19 protein-coding genes are annotated in these 23058 nt (G+C 59.6%); 16 read left to right on the top strand and 3 right to left on the bottom strand.

Annotated features, from left to right (window positions below):
• Positions 1-120: 120 nt before the first annotated feature.
• Positions 121-918 (top strand): hypothetical protein, encoded by a 798-nt coding sequence (locus tag K787_RS0111860; RefSeq protein WP_022963023.1) that lies wholly within the window; start codon positions 121-123, stop codon positions 916-918.
• A gap of 274 nt (positions 919-1192) precedes the next feature.
• Here the strand turns inward: K787_RS0111860 and K787_RS0111855 are convergent, their stop codons facing one another.
• Positions 1193-3346, bottom strand: a complete 2154-nt coding sequence (locus K787_RS0111855) for an AAA family ATPase (RefSeq protein ID WP_022963022.1) — start codon at positions 3344-3346, stop codon at positions 1193-1195.
• Positions 3347-4401: 1055 nt separating this feature from the next.
• Here K787_RS0111855 and K787_RS0111845 point away from each other — a divergent pair.
• The 10 genes from K787_RS0111845 (at position 4402) to gapS4b (ending at position 15342) form a co-directional block, all read left to right on the top strand.
• Complete coding sequence (locus tag K787_RS0111845) at positions 4402-5286, top strand: DUF3577 domain-containing protein (RefSeq protein WP_022963021.1); 885 nt, start codon at positions 4402-4404, stop codon at positions 5284-5286.
• Positions 5287-5467: 181 nt separating this feature from the next.
• Positions 5468-6295, top strand: a complete 828-nt coding sequence (locus tag K787_RS0111840) for a DUF932 domain-containing protein (RefSeq protein WP_022963020.1) — start codon at positions 5468-5470, stop codon at positions 6293-6295.
• 91 nt (positions 6296-6386) lie between these two features.
• Positions 6387-7058 (top strand): DUF3275 family protein, encoded by a 672-nt coding sequence (locus tag K787_RS0111835; RefSeq protein WP_022963019.1) that lies wholly within the window; start codon positions 6387-6389, stop codon positions 7056-7058.
• 136 nt (positions 7059-7194) lie between these two features.
• The gene (locus K787_RS0111830; RefSeq protein ID WP_022963018.1) at positions 7195-7851 is read left to right on the top strand and encodes a hypothetical protein; all 657 of its coding nucleotides are present in this window, start codon (positions 7195-7197) and stop codon (positions 7849-7851) included.
• A gap of 67 nt (positions 7852-7918) precedes the next feature.
• Entirely contained in the window at positions 7919-9028 is a 1110-nt protein-coding gene (locus K787_RS0111825; protein ID WP_022963017.1) for a DUF6094 domain-containing protein, read from the top strand.
• Between the two features lie 220 nt (positions 9029-9248).
• The gene (locus K787_RS0111820) at positions 9249-9539 is read left to right on the top strand and encodes a hypothetical protein (protein ID WP_022963016.1); all 291 of its coding nucleotides are present in this window, start codon (positions 9249-9251) and stop codon (positions 9537-9539) included.
• 86 nt (positions 9540-9625) lie between these two features.
• The gene (locus K787_RS0111815; protein ID WP_022963015.1) at positions 9626-11899 is read left to right on the top strand and encodes a helicase-related protein; all 2274 of its coding nucleotides are present in this window, start codon (positions 9626-9628) and stop codon (positions 11897-11899) included.
• A 397-nt stretch (positions 11900-12296) separates the two neighbouring features.
• Positions 12297-12992 carry a hypothetical protein gene (locus K787_RS0111810; RefSeq protein ID WP_022963014.1) on the top strand — a complete coding sequence of 232 codons (696 nt, stop codon included), beginning with the start codon at positions 12297-12299 and terminating at the stop codon, positions 12990-12992.
• A gap of 285 nt (positions 12993-13277) precedes the next feature.
• Complete coding sequence (gapS4a, locus tag K787_RS0111805; RefSeq protein WP_022963013.1) at positions 13278-14201, top strand: GapS4a family protein; 924 nt, start codon at positions 13278-13280, stop codon at positions 14199-14201.
• A gap of 4 nt (positions 14202-14205) precedes the next feature.
• Complete coding sequence (gene gapS4b, locus K787_RS0111800; RefSeq protein ID WP_022963012.1) at positions 14206-15342, top strand: GapS4b family protein; 1137 nt, start codon at positions 14206-14208, stop codon at positions 15340-15342.
• Between the two features lie 338 nt (positions 15343-15680).
• Here the strand turns inward: gapS4b and K787_RS0111795 are convergent, their stop codons facing one another.
• Both K787_RS0111795 and K787_RS0111790 read right to left on the bottom strand, forming a co-directional pair.
• Positions 15681-18626 carry a DEAD/DEAH box helicase gene (locus K787_RS0111795; protein ID WP_235801931.1) on the bottom strand — a complete coding sequence of 982 codons (2946 nt, stop codon included), beginning with the start codon at positions 18624-18626 and terminating at the stop codon, positions 15681-15683.
• A gap of 40 nt (positions 18627-18666) precedes the next feature.
• Positions 18667-19461 (bottom strand): Hachiman antiphage defense system protein HamA, encoded by a 795-nt coding sequence (locus K787_RS0111790; protein ID WP_022963010.1) that lies wholly within the window; start codon positions 19459-19461, stop codon positions 18667-18669.
• Between the two features lie 591 nt (positions 19462-20052).
• On the opposite strand from K787_RS0111790, the gene pilL2 reads away from it, so the two are divergent.
• From pilL2 to K787_RS0111765, 5 genes are read left to right on the top strand one after another with little or no spacing between them, the layout of a single operon-like run.
• Positions 20053-20580, top strand: coding sequence for a PFGI-1 class ICE element type IV pilus protein PilL2 (gene pilL2 / locus K787_RS0111785; RefSeq protein WP_022963009.1), 528 nt, complete (start codon positions 20053-20055; stop codon positions 20578-20580).
• On the top strand, positions 20577-21230 hold the full coding sequence (locus K787_RS0111780) for a hypothetical protein (protein WP_022963008.1): 654 nt from the start codon (positions 20577-20579) through the stop codon (positions 21228-21230). Before pilL2 ends, K787_RS0111780 begins: the two co-directional genes overlap by 4 nt.
• Positions 21231-21239: 9 nt before the next feature.
• Complete coding sequence (locus K787_RS0111775; protein WP_022963007.1) at positions 21240-21965, top strand: TIGR03759 family integrating conjugative element protein; 726 nt, start codon at positions 21240-21242, stop codon at positions 21963-21965.
• The gene (locus K787_RS0111770; RefSeq protein ID WP_028614877.1) at positions 21947-22528 is read left to right on the top strand and encodes a lysozyme family protein; all 582 of its coding nucleotides are present in this window, start codon (positions 21947-21949) and stop codon (positions 22526-22528) included. Before K787_RS0111775 ends, K787_RS0111770 begins: the two co-directional genes overlap by 19 nt.
• A 47-nt stretch (positions 22529-22575) precedes the next feature.
• Positions 22576-23052, top strand: a complete 477-nt coding sequence (locus tag K787_RS0111765; RefSeq protein ID WP_438827709.1) for an integrating conjugative element protein — start codon at positions 22576-22578, stop codon at positions 23050-23052.
• Positions 23053-23058 lie beyond the last annotated feature (6 nt).

Raw genomic sequence — 23058 nt, 5'->3', positions numbered from 1 at the left:
GGCTGCGGTGCGGTTTACCGCACTGGTTGCAACTGTTATCCGGCGCCAGTCGCGCCATCCACCCCTCAAGGGACACCCTCCCTTGCGGGCGGGAGTCCCTTTTCTATCAAGGAGTCTCCAATGGATACCCAAGCCATCCGCGCACAAATGCCCGTTCTGGTCGCCGGTCACGTTCCGCGCAATGTCCGGACCTTCAAGTTCAATATCTTCGACGGGAAACCCAAGGTCTCGACGTGGGGCTTCCACATCGACCCGAAACCGTTCGAGGGCAAGGTGATCGTCGACACCGGCGATGCCATCGTCGTCAAAATCGGTCGGGCCGAATTCGCCGTGCTCGATCGCGCACTGCTGACCGAAGTGCCTGTTGAGGGTGCCAAGGTGCAGGTCCAGCCGTATGCACGACGCCGTTTCGACGGTTTGCGGGCCGACACACCGGAAGAACGTACCGAGTACGCCGCAGACGGCACACCCTTCACAATGCAAACGCACATTCTCGGTTCCGCACCCGCCAAGCTACCACTCACGCAACCACGTTGCCCGGAGCTGCAGGAACTCATCAACCAGCTCGAACAGCTGCCGGCTCCCGATGGTTTTCGCCACATCACCCACTTGCTGGTGGATGCCGGCGCACGGGAGTTTTCCGTTGTCGATCCACTACCCGACGAAATCATCAAGACGCCGCCGGCGATCAGCTTCACCGTGGCCACCGAGAAGTTCCAAGGACAGGTCACCCTGCTGTACGACCGCGCCGATGACCTCTATGTGATCGAGCTGAAATGTGATGGCGAACTCATCGAACGCGTTGATCAGGTGTTCTTCGACTCGCTCGGAGAAACGCTGGAGCAATTGATCGACGATGGCAGCTGGCGGTACATCCAGGTGCAGTGCCTGTCTGCCCCCAAAACTATCCGTCACTGAGCCGCAGAAGCCGGTACTGCCGACGTCAGGCGGCCAATGCCTCCCGATGACAGCCCCCGTTCGAGGGGGCTTCTTCTGTTTGCATCGCCCCTCATTCACGCCCGCACCGTCTCCCGACCGCACCGGCCTCTCTCGCCGGCTGACGCCGCCCCCAGGAGAAGTCCGCATCAACGACAGGTGACGCCCTCTGACTGAGTGTCGAAGGGAAGGGAGGGGGCTTTGACTCACTTTATCCGTTCCCATTCCGGCCAACCCGGAGCACGCCCAAACGCAGTCAGGCCATCATCTTGTCGAAGTGAGCTTCAAAATTGGTTTTGGTGAAAACCTCCTTGAACCGTTCGACGAAGACTTTCGGGTCAATCTCACCAAAGTCAGTCAGATTGACAGAGTCAGCATGAGATTCTCGGTTCACGTACCTGTAGAGTGCCCGGAACTGTGGATTCTCGTCACTCAGCTCCAGCAAGGCTTTGCGCAAGCTGTCCTTCTGATGCACGAACGTGAAGTAATGCTCCAGGATATTTCGCATGACATTGGGAATGACATTCGGGGAAGCTGAGCCGTTGAGCGCATCCTTGAGCGTCTGCCAGAGCGCTTGGTAGTCATTTTGGATTTCGCTCTCTCCCATGGGTACCACGGTGCTGTAATCGGCTTTGGTAATGCGAAACAGCGCGAGCGAGTCTTCCTTGTCTTCCTTCAGCAGCTTGTGCATCTCATGGAAGAAAAACAGGTTGTGAGTCAGGATGACGACCTGCTTGAAGCGTGTCTTGGGATGGAGAACCAAGCGGCGGATCAGCGAAGCAATGTCGTAGACGTAGTTGTGGGACAGGCTCGAAATTGGGTCGTCAATCACGATGATGCGTTCACTCTTGAGGTTTCCACCCTCCGCGTTTAGCTCCCCGTTGCAGACCTCCAGGAAGTAAAGAAACGAGATTAGTGTTTTCTCGCCTTCACTCAGTGTCTTGAATACGCCATCATTTTGTGCCGGACGCTGCAGGCGGTACTGGGGAACAGGCCCCTCCTCCTTGATCAGCTCGAAACCCTTCAAACCCAAGATTCGAAGCCACTGGTTGATATTCTCCACGGACTGATCAACGTTCGTGGTCGCAGCGCGAGACGTCGTGATGATGTCACGTTGGGCAACTATTTCGGCGCGCACCTGCAAAACTCCATCTTTGGCTGTCTGTCGCTTTTGCGCCAGCAACTGATCTTCCGAGTTAAATGCTGCGAGGTGGGGCTCGCACGCATTTCTAAGCCAGCCCCAGAACCGATCTTTGATGCTGTCCAGATGGGACTGCTTGTGTTTGATCTTGGCGTTGATCCCATCGATTTTTTGCTGCTCGACGCTAATCGCATCGTTTAGGGATGTCATCATCGCGTCAGTAGCCTCAAGGGTAACAACCGTTGAGGGGCTAGCCACCTTGGCCGCTATGGCCTGGATGTTCCTCTGAAACACAGAGCGCAGGTTCGCCACATGGATCTGAATCGACTCTACGTTGTAAATCGGGGCCTCGCTTTGGCGAAGAAACTGTTCGACAGCGCTTACGTATTGCTGCTGGAGCGAGGTCAGTGCTGTCAATCGCCTCTCGTAAGTCTGATCAAAAACCTTATGTAGCTCGGTGTAGAAATTTCCCGGCAATGGTTGCTGACACAAGGGACACTGGTCTTTCGAGTGCGATTCGAACTTCAGCGCATGCTTGACCCAATCCGAGTTGCCCAGCTCTTGGATCAGTGCTGACAAGTACGAATCGCCTGCGCCGGCGATGACTTCCGCCAAGATTGGATCGGCTTCCATTCCAGCGCCCTGAAACCTCAGATGGGGAATCCCCGGAAGCTCGACATCGCTCGCACTTTGCAACTGAGCGGCTTCGGCAAGGAGCCCTTCAGCCGTGTCATTCGTGCCAGCCAATGCAACCTGAGAAATTGCATCAAGCAACCGGTCTTTGGTGTTCAACCGGTTGAAACAGTATGCAAGAGCACTGCCATCAAAAGGGCCCTTGTGCTTCCAGACATTGTCCTTGAGCGCCTCTCTGGCCGCCTCCTGCGCAGCTTTTGCTTGGGTGCCTGCCGCCATATGCGTATCGAGGATAGCAGTGAGCGAGTTGATGGCCGCCTCGGCCGCCGCAATCGCCTTGTCCGCTTCGATATTGCCCTCGTTGAGGGTGAATACCCCGGGTTGAGAGGCTGTTTCATGGAAGTTCTTCTCCATGAAGATATGGTTATAAACCAGAATTTCCCGGTCAGCTTTGACTGGCTCAAGCTGGCACTCGGTGAACCGAGCATCGGTGGGTGCCTGCAGGTAGTTACCGATGGTTGTTTTGCCTGTGCCGTTTTGGCCGTAGAAGACGCTTACGCGTTTCAGGGGCGCTATGGTTACGACGGAGGTGGGGGAATAGCTGGAGACATTGCGCAACAGGATTCTGTTGATCATGGGCTGTCCTTCGCAAGGGCGTATGCGCTCCAGCCTATGTTTAAATTAGCCGATTGCAAAGTGCCGCCATTCACCCCGAGCTCTTAACGAAATACAGGTCAGCTCGGCATGACTGAGCCTCAGACAGGCCACAGATCCCATCACAGTCGCTTTTCACAACACTTGTAGCGATGATGGCATTAGGCCTGCAGCTACCACCCAGTACTCTCCCTCCTGCCCCACGCATAAGCTTGCTTTGCATATGTCGTGTAAAGGCTGTCAGCGGCCCGCTGAGATCAGATGGAGAAAACGCCATGAAAGATGGAAAAGTTGTCCTGGTTCGCCAGTATGACCGTTTCCGGTTTGGGCAGTGGGAAACCGTGTGCCAGCACATGCGCTCCCTTCCGCGCCGGTAATTGAACGTTCCCGTGGTGGTAGCTGCACCCCTCCGATACCAGGCGCTGCTGTTGGCGCGCTCCGTTAAAGCCCTCGCCCCCGTCATTTATTCCTAATAGTCACATGGCTCCCGCGTCATGCGTCCCGTATGGCCAGAAGGGCTCAGGCCAATCCGGCCACGAGCACTGGGGTTGAAGGTTGAGACTGCAGGAATTCTGCCTAGAGCGTTACACGCGAACCCTTCACAGCACCCGACGGCCGTCAACGGGTGAACTCAAACGTTAGCATCTTCTTTGGGCCGACCGCGGCGGGTCACGACTGCCGACTGGCCGACAACACAATCAACAAACACCAACGAGCCCCCTTCCTCTTATTGCGGCCACTGATGAATCAGGTCGCAGCCAGTTGCCGATTCCCCGTGGCCCCGCCACCTGTACAGCGCCAGGCTCAGCCCATGTTCCGCTGACGTCGTCAGCGACATGCCAGGCAGCTTCGGTCTTCAGGCTGCCCGCGGATCCTTCCGTGTGACCGAGCCCGTTCGCACCGCATCCCTCGCGCGAACGACTACCGGCTTGCCGGTGGCGGATGCCGATGTTCCTCAACCCACCGCGGGGTTACGCACCTCCCCGCTCTGGGTCGGTGTGTCTCCGTGTTCTTGTTCCCAAGTCAGGAGATTCACCATGAGCAGCACTACTTCCAACCCGAAGTCGTACTTCGACATCCATACCTCGGGCATCGGCTACATCCAGCGTGTCCGAGAAGTACCGGTAAAGGGTGGCCGCAAAGCCACTCCATTTCTCGCCTGTACCGTAGCGGCGCTCGTCGGGCCGGCACAAAACCCGACCCGGCGCTACTTCGACGTGCGGGTTTCCGGCGCCGAAGCCAAGCAACTGGTTCTGCCCTACATCGGCATCGATGATCCCCAGCAACGTCCGCTGGTTCGCTTCCGTCTCGGCGACCTGTGGGTCGATCCATTCCGTCGTCCCTCGGGCGATCCGGCGGCCAGCATGAAGGCCCGGCTACTCAAGGCCGAGTTGCTGGATCGCAGTGCCCTCGACGAAATCGAGTATCACGAGCTGCTGACCCGCGGTATCGGCTACTTGAACAATCCCAGGATGATCCCGAACGGCGGTGATCCATTCCTGTCGTGCGCCATCGCAGCCCTGGCCGGCCCGGTCGACGAGCCCGAGTATCGCTATATCGAGACCACCGTAGCCGACGACAGCGCCCAGCACCTGGTGCAGCGCTGCATTCAGGCCGTTGAAGCGAAGAAGAAGGTGCTGCTGGCCTTCACGCTCAACGACATGAAGGCCGAGGCCTACGTCCGTAGCAAAGGCGAGCACGCCGGAGAAGTGGGCGGCAGCCTGAAGTCGAAGCTGATGGGCATCGGCCTGATCAAAGTCGATGGGGTACAGGTCTATCCGCCGGAATCCGCAGCGCCCGCTGACGAAGACGCTCCTGCGTCCGATGAGGCGGTTCACGCCGAGGACGACAACGGTGACCCACAATCCACCGCCCCCACTCATGCCCCTGTCGAGGAGCCCGCGCGGGAGGCTTCGTTCTGACCCGCAGGGCCTCAGGCCCTGCCCCTTCCTCTCCCCCATGCCCCGGCACCTCGGTGTCGGCGGCATACGCACCACCTCCCTTCATCGCCCTACCCTTCGGGGCTTTCTTCATCCCATGCAATCACTGCTTTCGGCCTCCAGGTCGAGCATGCGATTGCCGCCATTCTCAAGGAGAACGACCATGCAACTCGCCTCTCATTTCGCTCCCCGCTCGCCGATCCTGCGCGCGGATCATCCGCTGTCCGATGAGCAGATTCGCGCGGTGGCACCGTCGATCTTTGCCGATACCCCGCATGAGAGCCGGTCCGAGCGCTACAGCTACATCCCGACCGCTTCGGTACTTGCCGAGCTGCGCGGAGAAGGTTTCCAGCCTTTTATGGTGTGCCAGACCCGCGTGCGTCACGAGGACCGCCGCGAATTCACCAAGCACATGATCCGCCTTCGCCACGCCAGCCAGATCAACGGCAACGAAGCGAATGAAATCATCCTCCTCAACTCGCACGACGGCACCAGCAGTTACCAGATGCTCGCCGGCATGTTCAGGTTCGTCTGCCACAACGGCTTGGTCTGCGGTAACACCCTCGCCGATGTCCGCGTGCATCACAAAGGCAATGTCGCCGAGCAGGTGATCGAAGGTGCCTACGAGGTCCTCCATGGCTTCGAGCAGGTGCAGGAGTCTCGCGACGCGATGCGCCTCATCACCCTGGATCAGGGCGAGCAGGAGGTCTTGGCCCGCTCTGCACTGGCGCTCAAGTACGACACGCCCAACAAGGTAGTGCCGATCACCGAGGCACAGGTGCTGATGCCCCGACGCTTCGATGACCGCGGCAGCGACCTGTGGTCCACCTTCAATCGCATTCAGGAGAACCTCGTCAAAGGCGGTTTGAATGGACGCAACGCCCGTGGCCGTCGCCAGAGTACCCGGCCGGTTCAGGGCATCGATCAGAACCTGCGGCTCAACCGCGCTCTGTGGATGCTCGCCGAAGGCATGCAACAGCTGAAGGCCTGAGGCCACGCGGACTACGCCCCTGGGCGTGGTCCGCTCTTTTCTCATCCAATGGATGCCCAGCATCCTCACCCTCATCGCAAGGAGATCCGCCATGGCCGCTTCAGCCGCCCAGCAGCTACCTCCATCATCCATCGTCGTGCCCGGCCAGCTCACGCTGCGCACCATCCACGGTCGCAACGGGCCGTTCAACGTCGGCCGCCTGGTCACAGCCATTGGCAAGTTTGCAGTCAAGGACGCGGAGTTGGAGCAGTACCCCGAAGGCAAGTACGACGGGGAGTTCGTCATCCGCTACATCGATGCGAAAGCCTATCCCACCTGTGATGGCATGCGCTTCGAGATCCGCGCCAGTCTGGACGGAATGACGCTCTCGGGCATCGACAAACTGAGCAAGGCCGAGGCCCGTGCCTTCGCCACACAGGAAGTCGATCCACTCGACGAGGAACTGGCCGCGCAGCCGCTGACAACGGCGGCACCGCCAGAACCAGAGTCCGTTCCCGTACGGGCATCGACGGACCCACTGATCGATACCAGGCCCTTCGGCGTGGATGTACCCGCCGCTGCGGCCGCTGCCTCCAGCAGTCCCGACAGCGACGATGCCGCCTTGTTCGGACTGCTGTGGCCGCTGGGCGAGTCGGTGAAACTGGACTCGACCATCGACCGTCGCACGCTGCGTGTACAAATCGCGCGCCTGGGTGTACTGGGCTACGCGCTCGACTTCAAGTCGCAGCAATGGAACCGGCAGCCTGACCAGCAGGCCGCGTGACCTTCGCCACCTAGCTTCAGGGCTTTGCGTCACCCCTCAACAACCTGGACTCAGAACCAGTTTCATCATCCACCCCACGGGGCAACGCCTGCCCCTGCGGCCGGTGTTGCCCCCTCACTTCATCGAGGACATCACCATGCCTTTACTTTCATCGCCTGCCACGCTGTATCGCATCGACGAGTGCGCCGACCTGATGGCCGACGTCTGCATCCGTGACGAACAGGGAAACCTGATCTTCATCTCGGTCTGGGCGCGGGATACCGCTATCCAGCAGTTCCTGGCCCGGCTGACCTTGAGCCGCGACGAGGATGGGCTGGACTCATTCCACCTCATCACCGAGCAAGGGGGCAGCGTCCCCGTCTTCATCGGTACGGTCGAGCGTTTGGAAAAACGCCTGACCCGCGCCTATCGCCGCACGCTGTTCGGCTCAATGGTCAATCTCTGGCTATTCGACCGGCGCTGCTTACGGCCCGACAAGAGCACGGCCAGCGCACTGGCGCTGCTGCCGCGTTCGTTAAGCGATCCGACGTCACGCCTGTGGCAACTGGTCAGGGACACCTGTCCGCTGCCGTTGCTGGAACACTGGCAAGCCCCTGTGCTGACGCTGCTGCGCGAGCACAACATGCTTCAGGACCTGCCGGTGGCTCTCGGGCCACTGCGCGGATTACGCCTGCAGTTGGACGTTCCAGCGCTGACCGAAGCGCTGGGTGAGTTGATCCGCCGCGGCGTACTCACCGCCTACCCGCCACAGCAGCCGGCAATCACCGACCTGCCGCTGCAAGCCGTGGCTTGATCCACCTGCGCGAGTGCACGCGCCCCGCGTATTCGCCCCCTTCATCCCCGCCAATCAGGAGACTCCCATGGCCCTCATGTTCCCCAGGCTCGCACGGAATTTTGCCAAGAACGGCTACTACCCGACCGACGAAGCCACCCTCGAACGAGCGCTCAGCGCACTGATGCCCAGCGATGGGTCGATGTGCGTTCTCGATCCTTGCGCTGGCGAAGGCGTCGCCATTGCAGAAGCCGCGCATGCCCTTGGGCGTGATCAGACCACCGCCTATGCGGTGGAGTACGACCCGGAACGGGCAAACCATGCCCGCCGGCTGGTCGATCACTGCATCCAAGGCGATTTGATGGATGCGTTGATCGCTCGGCAGAGCTTCGGCCTGCTGTGGCTCAACCCGCCTTATGGCGACTTGTCGAAGGACGCCAACGGCACTATCGGCTACGACGGCAAAGGCCGCGCCAGGCTGGAGAAGCTGTTCTATCAGAAGACGCTGCCGCTGCTGCAGTACGGGGGTGTTCTAGTCTTCATCGTGCCGTCCTACGTGCTCGACCCGGAGCTGGTTGGCTGGCTCACACGGCACTTCGCCGACCTGTGCATCCACCGAGCGGTGGACACGCAGTTCAAGCAGGTTGTCGTGTTCGGTCGCCGTATCCGCCAGCGCGAGCTGGTGGGCGACGAGGTGAAATCCATCCGCACCCGGCTGCTGCAGATCGGGCAAGGTGAAGTCGACGCGCAAGAGCTTCCAGCCGAGTGGCCATTGCTCCCCTACGTCGTCCCCGCGGCTTCAGCCGAGCCCGAGCACTTCTATCGCATCAGCATGGAGCCGGCGCAGTTCGCCGAGGAAGTGCAGCGCCTACAGGGCCTGTGGCCGTCGTTCGAGACGCATCTCGGGGCCGCGCAGCAGTCCTTGCGTGCCCCGGCGCGTGCCTTGTCTCACTGGCACCTGGCGTTGGCCCTTGCGGCCGGCGCGATCTCGGGAGTCGTGCACTCCAAGAGTGGCCGCCTCCTGGCCGTCAAAGGCGACACTCACAAGCAGAAAACCACCAGCACGGAGTACCGCGAGCGCGACGATGGCTCCATCGCCGAGACGCGCATCCTCACCGACAAGTTCGTGCCGGTGATTCGTGCCTGGGATCTGTCCCCCGACTCGGCCACGCTGGGCCGCATCATCACCATCCACTGATCCCATTCGGCGCTTCGGCGTCCCAGTGTTCCATTCCACAGAAGGCGCAACGCCTTCGTTTCGCGTCTGCGCAAGCGGCCTGGCCGCTGGCACAGCCATCGTTCAACTGCCCAGAGCAGCGATCTGATCTGACGGCAGGCAATGGTCTTCATCCACCCCATCGGGACATGGCTCCCGACGGGGTCGTGTCCTGAGCATTCCCCCCAAGGAGCACATGCCCATGGCACACCAACCGCCTCCCTTGCTGTTCACGATAGGCACATTGATCTTTAGTCCCGGCATCGACCGCCTCATGCGGGAAGGCCGCCTCGATCCCCTGCCGTACTTCCAGCGCCACACCCGTGGCGATTGGGGTGACGTCAGCGATGCGCAGTGGCAAGCGAACAACGCCGCCCTGCAATCGGCTGATCGGCTCGAATCGGCCTACATGGTTCACCGTGAGCTGAGCCTCTGCATCGTCACCGAGGCAGACCGCAGTGCAACCCATATCGTGCTGGCGTCCGAGCACTGACTCGGCCATCAGCGTTTTTCTCCTCCCTCTGGGCATGTCACCGCCCCTGGCGCGGGTGCATGCCCCATTTTCTTTGGAGTATCACCATGTCCCTCGATCTTGAAACCCTTCCCGATACCGCCGTGCAGGGCAACCTGCTCGATGCGGCGGACGCCCCTCTTACGCTCAGCCTGCAGGACTTCGTGTCCGAGTTCGGCGACGAGCTGCTCGACTCGCTCAACCGCGCCAACCCGCCGGTCTACGCCGGCCAGGCGCGGCCACATCGGCAAATCGTCGTCGCCGGCCTCAAGCGGCAGCTGTTCACGGCGCAAGCTGATGTGGTCCACGCCGTCGCCGAGCTGTTGATCGACCGCGGCGAACGCACGGCCATCGTCAACGGCGAGATGGGCTGCGGCAAGACGACGGTGGGTATTGCCACAGCCGCCGTGCTCAACGCCGAAGGCTACCGCCGCACCCTGGTGCTCTCCCCGCCACATCTGGTGTACAAGTGGCGGCGAGAGATTCAGGAGACGGTGGCCGGTGCCAAGGTCTGGGTGCTCAACGGCCCGGACACGCTGGTCAAACTGCTGAAGCTGCGCGAGCAGTTGGGCGTCTCGCCCCAAGGTCAGGAGTTCTTCGTCCTGGGCCGCGTGCGGATGAGGATGGGCTTTCACTGGAAGCCGGTCTTCACCCCGCATCGCACCCACCACGGCGACGTAGGCGTCTGCCCTGACTGCGGCCAGGTCATCACCGACCTCGACGGCGAGCCGATCAATCCGATCGAACTCGAAGCCGAGGAATACCGCCGCAAGTGCAGCCAGTGCGCCGCCCCGTTGTGGACGCTGATTCGTCCCAGAAGGCTGTCCGCCAGCGACCAGTCCTCTGCCGTGCTCAAAGCGCTGAAGCGTATTCCCACCATTGGCGAGGTCACCGCACAAAAACTGATGCAGACGTTCGGCGATGCCTTCCTGGCCTCGATGCTCGGGGACAACATCCACGAGTTTATCAACCTGATGGATGGCAACGGCGAGCTGGTCTTCTCGGACCGGCAAGCCCAGCGCATGGAGCGTGCGATGTCGTCGATGGAATTTGGCTTTGGCGAAGGTGGTTACCAGCCATCGGAGTTCATCAAGCGGCAGCTTCCCCAGGGCACGTTCGATCTGCTCATCGCCGACGAGGCGCATGAGTACAAGAACGGCGGCTCCGCACAGGGCCAGGCCATGGGGGTGTTGGCAGCCAAGGCACGCAAGACGCTGCTGCTCACCGGCACGCTGATGGGCGGCTACGGCGACGACATTTTTTACCTGCTGTTCCGCGCCTTGCCTGGGCGGATGATCGAAGACGGCTACCGGCCGACCAAGAGCGGCAGCATGACGTCGGCGGCAATGGCGTTCATGCGCGATCACGGCGTGCTCAAGGACATCTATTCCGAGAGCATGGGCACGGCGCACAAGACGGCCAAGGGCAGCAAGGTCTCGGTGCGCACGGTCAAGGCGCCGGGTTTCGGTCCCAAGGGTGTGTTGCGCTGCGTCCTGCCGTTCACGGTCTTCCTCAAGTTGAAGGACATCGGCGGCAACGTGCTGCCGCCCTACGACGAGGAGTTTCGCGAAGTCGCCATGGATGACGAGCAGGCCAATGCGTACCGCAGCCTGTCTTCACGGCTGAGCCAGGAACTAAAACAGGCCCTGGCGAAACGCGATACGACGCTGTTGGGCGTGGTGCTCAATGTACTGCTGGCCTGGCCGGACTGCTGCTTCCGCTCGGAAACCGTGGTTCATCCGCGCACACGCAACACCTTGGCCTTCGTGCCCGCCCAGTTCAACGAGCTGGAGGTGATGCCCAAGGAACGCGAGCTGATCGACATCTGCAAGCAGGAGAAGGCGAAAGGGCGCAAGACCCTGGTCTATTCGGTCTACACCGGCACACGCGATACGACATCACGGCTCAAGCTGTTGCTCGAGCAGGAAGGCTTCAAGGTAGCGGTACTGCGCGCAAGCGTGGATGCCTCACGCCGCGAGGACTGGATCGCCGAGCAGTTGGACCGAGGCATCGACGTGCTCATCACCAATCCCGAACTGGTGAAAACCGGATTGGATTTGCTGGAGTTCCCGACGATTGTGTTCATGCAGTCCGGCTACAACGTCTATTCGCTTCAGCAAGCCGCGCGCCGCTCCTGGCGTATCGGCCAGAAGCTAGCAGTCAAGGTGATCTACCTGGGTTACGCGGCCACCTCGCAGATGACCTGCCTGGCGCTGATGGCCAGAAAGATTATGGTGTCACAGAGCACGTCGGGAGACGTGCCCGAATCAGGGCTTGATGTCCTGAATCAGGACGGCGACTCGGTGGAGGTTGCCCTGGCACGGCAGCTTGTTGCGAACTGATCGATGTGTCCATGCTGGCAGCCCCTGGGCTGCCAGCCTCTTTAACTCGATTTTTAGGGGCTACGGGAGTGCCCGGCGCGCCGCAGTTTGTGCAGGTGACTGTCGATCTAGAATCCTCGCTCGCACCTCCATGGCAAATCATCGATTCGCCACAGAGTAGCCGCTCGCGACAGGCTACAACCGGCCAGGAGCAGGCCATCTTGTGATGTGTGGAGCCAATCGTAATTAAACGGCTACTCCCTAGTGCAGGCCTTTAGCCATGGCGGGCCCTATCGATTCACAACAGGCATTAAGTACATAATGAGTTTTCATCTTGCACGGTTGAGAGAGTGCCAGCTAGGCGCTTCTGTCTTCCGTATTTTGGCTGAGACTTACCATTGCCCCTCTGGAGACTCGTATGCAAGGACGCCAACCCGAAGCTGATGATTTCCTCGGCTTGATCAAGTTTTTCCGCAACGAAGATTTCTTAGACAAGCTGATCGAAGGCTGCATGCACTGTCAGACACCGGAGACCTACCGACTCAGCAAGCTGGAGGGTGTTTCGGATCGAGCTGAAAGCTGTGTGGAGTCATGGCGTCAGGCCCGTGGTGATGAGTTCGAAGTAGCTATCAATGGCCTGAAAATACCTGCGCAGGATGTTGTGGCTTTAACCATCCATAACGGTGAAGCTCACGAGTCGTGGCTGCACTGCTGGTTCAGCTTGCGTATGCCAGGAGATAAGCAGGCACTCGACTCGCTGGTACGAGATCTTCGGTGGATGAAGGAAAACTTCGGGCAGCACTACGCATTCATCCTCAACAAGGATGTTCGACCATTTCTGGCTCTTTTGCAGGACGTATCGAGTAAACCAACCTGGGCTCAGGAGGTTGAGTACACCCCTGATGTGACTCGCTGGGGAGGGAGCTGCAAATCGCCTGTCTATTCCTACCAACACGAATACCGCTTCGGATTCGGAGCTTGTTCGACCAGCGAGACGGAGCCTTATGTGTTCCATCATCCTGACGGCTTCGGCCACCTGATCCACAAGAGCCCGGAGTTCGTCATGACGGACAACCGGGATGGCAGCGTGTGGCTTGATCTAGGTGCGCTTTGACGAAGCAGCTCTGAGGCTGTGATTGCCTTTGCTCCGCCATTTCCAAGGCGTCATCGACCTCAATACCCAGGTATCGAAAAGTGCTCTCAAGCTTTATATGACCGAACAGCAGTTGACTCGCCCAGCAATAACGGGTGGAAAAATTGAATTCGTAGGACATTAAGATCGAATCGGGACGATTCCACGCCGACTTGGTGCCAAATTGCCACTAGACATGATGCCGCAACCTCCGTAGCGTTCTGCCGGCAGAGGGTTGCAAGACAATCATTATCCAAAGGACGTGTGATGGGCGAATGGTCAAAAAAACTAGGCGAACGCGGTGAACACATCGTTGAAGCTCTGCTCAACCTCATAGGTTGGAAGGCAGCACTCAAGGGGCACGAGTTCGATTGTGTCAAACCTGGCCCCCATAGCACGACCGGGAACCCCAGGCAGACTCATGGAGCCGATTTTGTCTTCAGCTGCCTCTCCCCGTTGGAGGATGGCGTCCTCAAGCACCTCGTCATTTCTTCGAAGTTCACAGCCAATTCTTATCCGACCTCACCTGGGCCAAAATTCAAAGAGCATTTCGTTGACCTCGCAACCACCGTTGAATGTTTCAATCGGTCGCCGTTAAAAAAATCCATCAACTCCGGCTATCCAAGTGCAAGCGGTCAGTCGCTCGCAGGCATCCTCTTCTGGTTCAGCGCCGAATCGGACGCTGAGGCCGATGTGGTCAGCCAGGTCGCGGGTTCGCGGAATCTGGATGGCGCCAACTACGGCACTATCTACGTCGTTGATAACCACCGCGCTAGTTTTCTTTTCAATACAATTACGTATGCCAGAAATCGCTTTGGTGCGGAGAACGTTCGCTTCCTGTATCCCTCTACAGGAAAAAACGTTAGCCCAATACAAAGGGTCACGAACGGGACAATACTGCCTCCAGAATACCTTAACAGTGGACTGGTCTCATTTTTCATCCAGGAGTACGAAAAAAAATCGTTGCTTATTTGCTGCCAAGACTCTTTCAGCATCGAAGCAGTGAAACGCATGATTGGCTTTTCGATGGAGATTGCTATGGAGTTTCCTCACAAGGTGGCCATCGCCTTCCCTGACTACAACTATGTAGAGCATGAGGAAATCGCAGATATTGCAAAGCTGTCTATCGCGAACAAGGAGTTCGCTTCAATCGTCGAATTCGAATCCTACCAAGCAGATTTCAGGGGATGATTTCGTGAGCAATCAAAATATAGATTCTATCCTTCCCCAAGGCGAAGCGCTGCGTACTTATCTTGCTCAGCCCTATATCAGCGCTGGCGATATCAAAACAGTCCTGAAGAGCCGTGGCGTCTTCATCAACAGTTCAGAAAAAGAGCATTCTATCCCTGCTCTGACCCTATCTCTGATCCGGCCCAGCGAGTTTTCTCAGCTCCAGCTTGCCTACACAACCAAGGAAGACAACCCGAAAATCACCACCCAGACCATCAAGTGGCAAGGTCAAGAAACGCTTCTGGACGCGATCCCTGACGCCATGGACGTCAACAAGCTGCTGGATCTTGACTTTGTTAACTTCAAGGTCTTAGGGACGCCCGAATTCTATCCAGTCAACAAAGACCTCGACACAATCCGGATGGACTATCTTTTGGAGCGAATAGACCGCTCCAAGAGCTGGGCTGACTCGCACAAAAATTTCAAGGGCTCCATCGAGATTAAGAAAAACAAAGCTCAAGACGAGCTCATCCTGATTTTCACTCATACTGCGCCGGAAACAAGGACGACAAACAAAGCGATGGCGAGGCATCTGATTTCACACTTCAAGTCGGTCAAACAGATCAATGAGAGTGAACAGGCCACCTCAATTCGCTTTTGTGATTTTACCAACGCAAACAGGTTTAACTACCTCTTAGGGCTCACGCAGCACAGCAGACTGACCGCCTTGTCCTTTGTGGAAGTCGTAGATATTGGCATTTCGCCCGACCCAGATATCCTCCTGCCTACTGCACTGGACTGGATGAAAGAAAAGATTCGGAACCTGGACTTAAAAGGCTTCAGTCTTGAGCACTCTGACTTCCTTTCGGATGTCTCCTACCGCCCCAGCTTGTTCCTGCACCGAATTGATGCCAAGTTTCGTTTCAGTACTTCTGGCCTTGATGGCGATTGCGTAATTTCTCTTGGCTTCCCGGAGTTTTCTGCTGCTCAGAAAAAGGATAGCGAGATTGAATTGCGGATAAAGCAAATCAGCTTCGACAACGCGGGGCGGTCTATCGATAAAAATGATGCGAAGGAAACTATTTTGAAAGAGTTGGAGTCGGAGAAAATAGAAACCTTCAAGACACTCTCGATCCCCGCTGGCAGTACAGCTGCACCATAGCGTTGGCAGTCGGTGCACGGCCGCGCAAGGCTCTGATCTGTGGATGGCGGATCAACGGGTAAATCGCCACTAGCTTCGTAGACGCCTCCAGCCTCAAGGTAGGTCTGCTAAGCCCATGCGGAACCGTCCGCTTTGGCCGATAGCGGACGCCAGCGAGCGCCTGCGATCGGCCGATTCTGTTGAAAAAGTCCCGTCGCCATTTTTGCCCGTGAAAGAGCGTGAGCGACGTTGAAATCTGGTGCGCTCAGAAGACAGAGCTGCCTTGGTTTTTACGTAGCAACGCCGAAATCCGACCGCCATTCATCCATCGCCCTAGGGTTTTATTGTGTGACACCCACTCACCCGACCCTACCGACATCAGTCATAGTGTTGGAGAAAACGAATTCGCCCAATGCACCACGCCATCCTTCTGAGTAATTCTCAAGTGATCGCAGTGCTACTGTCTTAGCACTCGCTGACTGGACTGGAGGGGTAAGGTTTTGCATCGCATTACCCAATTCGACATACGCTTTTCGATGCCGCACTCCCCCATTAGCCAGCAGGATTCCGATACTTGAGGGTGCACCGAACTTGAGATGATCGACGAATGCCGGCACCCCTTCGTTCACCACACTGCCGTGTTCGAGCAACAGTCTAGTAAGAAGAGAGATGCCCTGCTCGACCAACGTTTGCAACGAGTAGGTGATCGCGCGAGCGTGAATTCCCAGGATGTCGTCAACATCCATCTGGGTTGATTGGGCAATCTGTGCGAACGATGCGCCATGCACCCACTGCCGGATGATCTCGAAGAACCTGAACTTAACGCTTTCAGGATCCTGGCCATCGCCCAAGCGAAATGCCACACCCACGTCTGTCTTTAGCTCCCTGTCCTGCCAGGCCCACTCCAAAATCGCTGAGAGGAACTCGTCTGAAACGGGATCGACAGGATTCGTCCAATCCGCCCTGCTTGGCAGCAGAAACTGTTCGACGAACTCCAGAAGACGCACCTTGGCTCCAGTGTCTCGCAGCCAGGCGATCTTGCCCTTGCCCCTCAGCGCTATCAGCCGCTGAGCTCGCAACTCAAACACTGTACGCAGCGTAACGGCGGAGCCGGCAGGAAGCTGGTGGGCCGCGAACGTATGGTCAGACAGGTCGGCAGCCAGCCTTAGAAACTCAGCATCTCCGACTTCTTCCGCAATCAACTCGATAAGAGTGGCATCCACACCATCAATGAGCGGATGAATGACTGCTTGGTACTCCAAGAATTGGTTGTCGAGCGCGAGATTATGGGTTCGCAGGAATGTCTCTAGATTTTCGATCAAGGTACGCAGTGAGCCTCTCACCGACTCACCTGCACCAGCAGTGGCGACGGGATGAACTAGCCACCACTGATCGGGATTTGCGCAGATCACCAAGCCCTTGGTATTGGCGCCGGCACGACCGGCCCGGCCAACCAGGTTCTTGATGTCACGGGCTAGCATGTTCTCGGGCTGTCCGCTGCCAACGCGACGCTGCACCGAATACAGAACAAGAGAGCGAATCGGCAGATTTACCCCCTCCGCGAGGGTACTGGTACAGATGACCAGTTGGATACGCCGATCCCGCAATAGCTCCTCCAAAACCTCGCGCGTCTCTTGGGGGATATCACCGTGGTGCAATACAGCACCATTGCGCAGCGACCTTGCGCCTATCCAACCAGCACCGAATTCAGTCTCGAGGTAGTCGATGCGCGTACGGAGCGCTTCGATATCCGCATAATCCACAGGCTTGGGTAGTGCTAGCGGGTACTCTAGCTGCTTGATGAGCTCTTCCGCTAAGCCGATCGCCCCCTGGTTGCCCCGCTTGTTCGCGGCGAAAATCGCCGTTGTTCCCATCGACAACACCTTTCGGGCAGCGCCAACGGCCAGGGCCTTGGTTGACGTGAAGGTGTAGGTTTTCGTTCGCCGCGTTTGGGGATTCACGTACTGAAAGTTGCTCCGATCCAAGAAGCCATGGATCGAGTACTGCCGCTGCTGAGCATGTGGGTGCATGTCCAGACGTACGGATTTGTTTACCCCGGAGCCGGAGGATCGCAGGACGGAAAATTCCGCGATTGCCGGTCGATAGGTGCTTCTGATGACCGTGTTCTCGCCGCCTCCAAGCCATGCGTTGATTTCTTCAATATTCGGGATGATGGCCGACATGAACACGAAGCGGATCGGATTGCCCTGCCTGGCCTTCATCCGTGCCAGTAGCAGCTCCAGGCCAATTCCCCTGCCGGAGCTGTCGAGCAAATGCCCCTCATCGCAAATGACCAACGATATCCGCTGGGCGAACGCCGGGTCAGCGCTGAGGATTCCGGACAGCGACTCAGGGGTCGCGATGAGCGCGTTGATGTGATCAAGCCCATGCACCTCGTCTCCCGTCGGAATCGTTCCTCCATAGGCACAGCGCGCGGCGATCCCCAGACCGTTCAGCTGACGCACCAAGGAGTGTCGAAGCTCCGAAGCCAGAGATCGATACGGCACGATCATGATCGCGACGTGAGTCGGATTTCGCTTCAGGTGCCAGTAAAGCAGCGTCTCGCAGAGCGTGGTCTTGCCCGCCCCTGTTGGCATCTGTAGCGAATAGCTCTCGGCGTTGCCCAGCAGCCCCCTCTCGATGGCCTGTATCTGAGAAGGGAAGAACTCCCAGGTCGATGGTTTGCGATCAATGAAGGAATTGATCAGCGGCGTCCAAAAAGCAGTCGCCCCCTCCGGCAGCACAGCCCTAATATTCGATGCTTGGAAACGGGCCAGTAGTCGGCTGAGCAAGGCCGCTGCGACCCACGTTTCCGGCCCATCCGCCAACGCGTTTCGTGCCTCAGTGGCGCTCGCCTCTACACTGTCGCTAAGACCTTGCAAGTCGCCGCTGCGCAGGTGCTCCCGCACCTCGATGGCAGTCTCAGATCCCAGGTTGCCCGGACGCGCCAGGAAGTCATAGCACGCAGCCCATGGGCTATGTGGATCAGAGGGTTGATTAGACTGCCGCATCGCCAGGCAGGCGGACGCTGGAAAGTCGCCAAAGTAGAACGCTGCCGCTGCAAACAGCGCTGCTTCATCCTTCGAGATACCCAGCGCTTCAACCTGCTCAGCAGGTGTTTCTTTCGAAAACTGGAGAAAGGCATTTCCCAGCTGCGCCCAGTCGTCGCTGGGAGTATTCGTGGAGTGGATTCCGTCGAACAGCTCTCCTACGAGCGAGATGTAATAGTCGGCGAGACGATTCCCGATCTGAGCAAGCTCAATAGGCAATGCGGCTACGGAAAACTGACCCAAGTGCCGGGCCATATCTGCGTCATTGATCCAAGTCTGGAGGGAAGCTCTCATATCAAAGCACCGACGCCCGCGCGGCTGCGAAGGCAGCATTGTAAGTAGCATGCAAATTCGGCACTGAGATCACGACGAGTGTGTACTCGTCACTGGCCGTGGCTGGCGCATTGTTGAGTTCCGCCGTGACAAAGCTTTCGCAGATGACAGCGACGGCCCTGTATCGCAGAGCAGCAGGTGGATGATCAACCGCGTTGATAAACCGGTTGAGAAGCGGAATGTCGACATCACCAAGCTCCTCAGTCATGGCGCGCTCACGTAGCCACACCAATGTGCTCGCGAGCCGACTGGTGCGATCTTTTGCACAGTCTGTGATAGCAGAGCCGATTGGATCTGAGGAGGCGGAAGTGGACTTGACCTTTACCTCAGCGCAAAGAACTTGGTCAGCGGCACTGGCGGCTGGACGTTGGGGCATGATGAAGTGAATTACATCTGACTTGGGCGCTGGTTTGGTTCTGTCCTGCTTGAGCCGCCACTTCTTGGGGCCTATAGCGTTACCCGGGTACTCCATGGCTGACTGGTAGAAGTAGCCGAGTACCTCACCGAAGTCCCCAGCCATGGTTGCCCCGGCATCCGGAAGCTTGCCAGCCAGAACGTCGGAAAGGGTGAGACCATGGCGATTCGCCGCAGCCTGAAGCACCTCATCGGTGATGTAACAACGGCGCAATGGCTCAGCCATGGCCGCCTCCAAGAGCGCCACGTGCTGGGCAGTCATCCTGACCAGCACGTACGGCTGCTCCTGCTCGTGCGGGAACCACGCAACAGCGTTACCGAAGTCGAAACCGAGATCATCCATGAGTGATGGTCATCCTAGAAAAAGCTCGCGTGCTGGCCCAACAGTCACCCTAGCGCTGAGTTACCGAGCAGTAGTGTATTGCCACTACGGTACGCTAAGAATAAAGGTTGGTGTCAATTGATCGAGCACTAAAACCAATTGTCTTTTAGGTTCAATCATACATTCCGACAGGTACGCCAGAGTCTCTTGGTGGGTATCTTGCGTATCCAGAGAGGATGGGCCGGTTCTTGCCTATCGCGACCGGCGGCTGTGACTCGTTTTCTGCCGAACACCATCTGGCAGCTAGCGCCCTCCTCCAGTCCCTCTGACCTCGCCGATGCCCCCTACTATGCCGAATATCAGTGCTCGGCAGCCAACCGCACAAGCTCGCATCGAGTTATCCACAAAATCTGTGCATAACCCTTTCGATAAGATCCGAAGCGCTCGACGCTTAGGGTGTCGGGTTCATCTGATGATTTTTTAATCACCGTCTGTGGCAAGTGCCTGCTTCGGTCATCCATAAAAATCGGCAACACAGCGATTCCGATTGTTTGCTGATTCGCTCTAGCGTAATGGCGATGGTCTCGGCTCGACCTTGCCGAGAGCCGAGCCATGCACGCCATCCGTTCCTACCGCAGTTGCTTGCTGCTGGCCGCACTGGTGGCCGGCTGCGCAACGCCTCCACCGCCCTCTCCCGTTCCCGATGAAGTAGCGGCTCCAGCACCGAAGCACGTCCCGGTCGTCCGCTACGGCCGCTATACCCTTGTCGAGCTGACCCCGACGGCCGTCCAGCAGGATCTGCTGCTGCAGGTGGTCGACGTGTCCATTCCCCGCACCCTACACGCCAGCGTCGGAGATGCGCTGCGGCATGTATTGCGTCGCTCCGGCTACCAGCTCTGCAGCGGAGGCGACATCGATGTGCTGGGCAGCCTCCCGCTACCAGCGGCGCACTATCACCTCGGCCCGCTGCAACTGCGTGATGCCCTGCTGACCCTGGCGGGGCCAGCGCGAACGCTGCACATCGACCACAGCACGCGCCGCGTCTGCTTCAGCCAGCCTCACGCAACGCCTGCCGAATCGGCACCGGCCATAGCTGATAGCGCTCCCCGGCAAGGTGCAACCGGGGAGCCGCAGCCATGACGACGATGCCAGGCAGTGCCCCCCGCCAGCACGGCACCCTGATGCGCGCCGCCACAGTGACCGGGCTGCTGCTGATCAGCGCCACCGTCGCGATCAACCACGTCGCGCTGTCGGGGCTGGCGACCCAGGTCGAAACCCATGCACCCAGCCGGCAGGTCGCCGTGTTGGAGAAGCGCCTGGCTGAACTGATCCAGCAGGTTGAGCACGCTCAGCAACAACCGGACGCCCTGCCCCAGGCACGCTACGAGGCTGATCGTCTGGCGATGGAGCAGCGTCTCAGTGCGATCGAGACGTCGCTCGGTCGCCAGCCAGCAGCGGACAACCTGCTGCCGCTGCAAGCACGTATCGAACGATTGGAAATGCGGCTCAGCGCGCCTCCGCCTACACCACCGACTCCGCCCCGCCCACGCGCCGCCGCACCAGCCAAACCCAAGGCCATAGAGCCGCCATTCCGGGTGATCGGTGTCGAGCTGCGCGCCGGCGAGCCGTTTCTCTCGATTTTGCCGGCCACCGCGAACGCGCTCGCACAGGTTCGCCTGCTGCGCCCCGGCGAGGACGAAGCCGGCTGGCACCTTGAGGCCATCGAACCCAATGCCGCTGTATTCCGGCGCGGCGACGACAGCCATCGCCTGTCGATTCCGACGCGGTAGGAGGGGCAGATGAGGCATCGCCCTATCGTTCCCACCCTGATCCTCCTGCTGACCAGCAACCTGGCCCAGGGCGCGCAAACCCTCAGCAGCGACAACAGGCTCAGCCGCGAACGACCGATGGCCATCGAGCGCGCTGCCGAGCAGCATGCACGGGATTGGGGCCTGAGCGTCGAGGAATGGACGCGCTACCGCGATCTGATGCAGGGGCCGCTGGGCGTCTATTCGCCGCACATCGACCCGCTGACGGCGCTGGGTATCGAGGCGCGCTCCGACCAGGAGCGGCAGCGCTACGCGGAGCTGCAAGTCGCGGCCGAAGCGCAGCGCGTGGAGAAGTTGCTCGCCTACCAACGGGCTTACGACGACGCCTGGCAGCGGCTCCACGCCGATATGCCACGCGTCATCCTGCCCGACGCCGGCCCGGCGTTCTCGCCGGTGGTGCCGGAGGCGAGCAGACGGCTCGCCCTGTTCGTCGAGGACGCCTGCCCGACCTGCGATCAAACCGTGCTGCGGCTGCAGGCCGCCGGTATGGCGTTCGACATCTACGTCGTCGACAGCGGCGCCGATGACACGCGCATCCGCGCCTGGGCGCAGCGCATAGGCATCGAGCCGGCCAAGGTGCGCAGCGGCCAGGTTACGCTCAATCACGACGCGGGCCGTTGGGTGTCGCTGGGGCTGTCAGGCGATTTGCCGGCGGTCGTGCGTCAGGTCGGCGGCCAATGGCAGCGGCAGCCCTAATGTCGCGCCGCACCGTGCTCGCGCTGCTGGCCTGTGCGTGGGTCGGCAGCGTCCAGGCGCGGGAAATTCCCCCGCCGGCCTATCAGGTCGCCGCGCAGCGCGCCGGCATTCCCTCCACTGTCTTGTACGCCGTGGCGTTACAGGAGAGCGGCACCCGCGTGGGTGGCCGCCTGGTGCCCTGGCCGTGGACGCTCAACGTCGCCGGCACACCGCAGCGCTACGCCACCCGCGCCGAGGCCTGCACCGGGCTGCGCGAGGCACTCAAGCGCGCGCCGGCCACCCGCGTCGACGTGGGGCTCGGCCAGATCAATCTCGGCTACCACCCGCAGCGCTACGCCCAGCCCTGCGACCTGCTCGATCCCTACCGCAACCTGGCCATCGCCGCCGAGATCCTGCGCGAGCAGCACGTCGAAGGCGAGGACTGGCTGCTCGCCATCGGCCGTTACCACCGCCCCGCCGGTGGTGCGCCGGCTGCGCGCTACCGCCACAGCGTCAGCCAGCACCTGGCTCGAGTGCTGGGCACCCCCCGACCGGCCATCCGCTCCCGGAGGAACCTGCCATGAACGCCCTGCCCGTCCTCGTTGCCTGTCGCTCTCTGCTGTGGCTGCCGATGCTCGCCCAGGCCGACACCCTGATCGTCGTCGACGATCGTGGCGGCACCTCGGCCTTGCCGTACTACGAGGCCCTGAACCTGCAGCCGCGCGCCGGGTTGAGCGCGCCACGGATTGAGATGCCGCGTCCGCCCGCTGGGGAGGTCAACGAAGCCAGCATGCTCCCTGTGCGCTCCTCGCGGCTGTCGCCTGGCGTTGTGGCGCGTCGCGTGATCGAGGCACCGGGGCTGCCGGCGTTTTTTCTCGTCGGTGATGACCAACACTCGCGCGCCTGGTTGCAGCAGCGGGCGCTGCGCCTGCGCGAACTCGGCGCGGTGGGCCTGGTCGTCAACGTCAGCTCGGCCGAATCCCTGGCCGCGCTACGTGCGCTGGTGCCGGGATTGCCGCTGTCACCGGTGGCCGGCGACGACCTTGCCGAGCGCCTCGGCTTGCGGCACTACCCGGTGCTGATCACGGCCACCGGCCTCGAACAGTGACGCGCC

The organism is Halopseudomonas pelagia CL-AP6, assembly GCF_000410875.1.
In the GTDB taxonomy this organism is placed as follows: Bacteria; Pseudomonadota; Gammaproteobacteria; order Pseudomonadales; family Pseudomonadaceae; genus Halopseudomonas; species Halopseudomonas pelagia.
The sequence above is the reverse complement of the archived record's forward strand: the minus strand, read 5'-3'. Positions and strand labels throughout refer to the sequence as shown.

Excerpts from the sequence above, each read along its gene's own strand:
- K787_RS0111825 (WP_022963017.1), top strand. The coding sequence starts at position 7,919 with ATGGCCCTCATGTTCCCCAGGCTCGCACGGAATTTTGCCAAGAACGGC.
- K787_RS0111780 (WP_022963008.1), top strand. The coding sequence starts at position 20,577 with ATGACGACGATGCCAGGCAGTGCCCCCCGCCAGCACGGCACCCTGATG.
- K787_RS0111815 (WP_022963015.1), top strand. The coding sequence starts at position 9,626 with ATGTCCCTCGATCTTGAAACCCTTCCCGATACCGCCGTGCAGGGCAAC.
- K787_RS0111795 (WP_235801931.1), bottom strand. The coding sequence starts at position 18,626 with ATGGCCCGGCACTTGGGTCAGTTTTCCGTAGCCGCATTGCCTATTGAG.
- K787_RS0111775 (WP_022963007.1), top strand. The coding sequence starts at position 21,240 with ATGAGGCATCGCCCTATCGTTCCCACCCTGATCCTCCTGCTGACCAGC.
- K787_RS0111765 (WP_438827709.1), top strand. The coding sequence starts at position 22,576 with ATGCTCGCCCAGGCCGACACCCTGATCGTCGTCGACGATCGTGGCGGC.
- K787_RS0111840 (WP_022963020.1), top strand. The coding sequence starts at position 5,468 with ATGCAACTCGCCTCTCATTTCGCTCCCCGCTCGCCGATCCTGCGCGCG.
- K787_RS0111860 (WP_022963023.1), top strand. The coding sequence starts at position 121 with ATGGATACCCAAGCCATCCGCGCACAAATGCCCGTTCTGGTCGCCGGT.
- K787_RS0111810 (WP_022963014.1), top strand. The coding sequence starts at position 12,297 with ATGCAAGGACGCCAACCCGAAGCTGATGATTTCCTCGGCTTGATCAAG.
- gapS4a (WP_022963013.1), top strand. The coding sequence starts at position 13,278 with ATGGGCGAATGGTCAAAAAAACTAGGCGAACGCGGTGAACACATCGTT.
- K787_RS0111820 (WP_022963016.1), top strand. The coding sequence starts at position 9,249 with ATGGCACACCAACCGCCTCCCTTGCTGTTCACGATAGGCACATTGATC.
- K787_RS0111855 (WP_022963022.1), bottom strand. The coding sequence starts at position 3,346 with ATGATCAACAGAATCCTGTTGCGCAATGTCTCCAGCTATTCCCCCACC.
- K787_RS0111790 (WP_022963010.1), bottom strand. The coding sequence starts at position 19,461 with ATGGATGATCTCGGTTTCGACTTCGGTAACGCTGTTGCGTGGTTCCCG.
- K787_RS0111845 (WP_022963021.1), top strand. The coding sequence starts at position 4,402 with ATGAGCAGCACTACTTCCAACCCGAAGTCGTACTTCGACATCCATACC.
- K787_RS0111770 (WP_028614877.1), top strand. The coding sequence starts at position 21,947 with ATGGCAGCGGCAGCCCTAATGTCGCGCCGCACCGTGCTCGCGCTGCTG.
- K787_RS0111835 (WP_022963019.1), top strand. The coding sequence starts at position 6,387 with ATGGCCGCTTCAGCCGCCCAGCAGCTACCTCCATCATCCATCGTCGTG.
- K787_RS0111830 (WP_022963018.1), top strand. The coding sequence starts at position 7,195 with ATGCCTTTACTTTCATCGCCTGCCACGCTGTATCGCATCGACGAGTGC.
- pilL2 (WP_022963009.1), top strand. The coding sequence starts at position 20,053 with ATGCACGCCATCCGTTCCTACCGCAGTTGCTTGCTGCTGGCCGCACTG.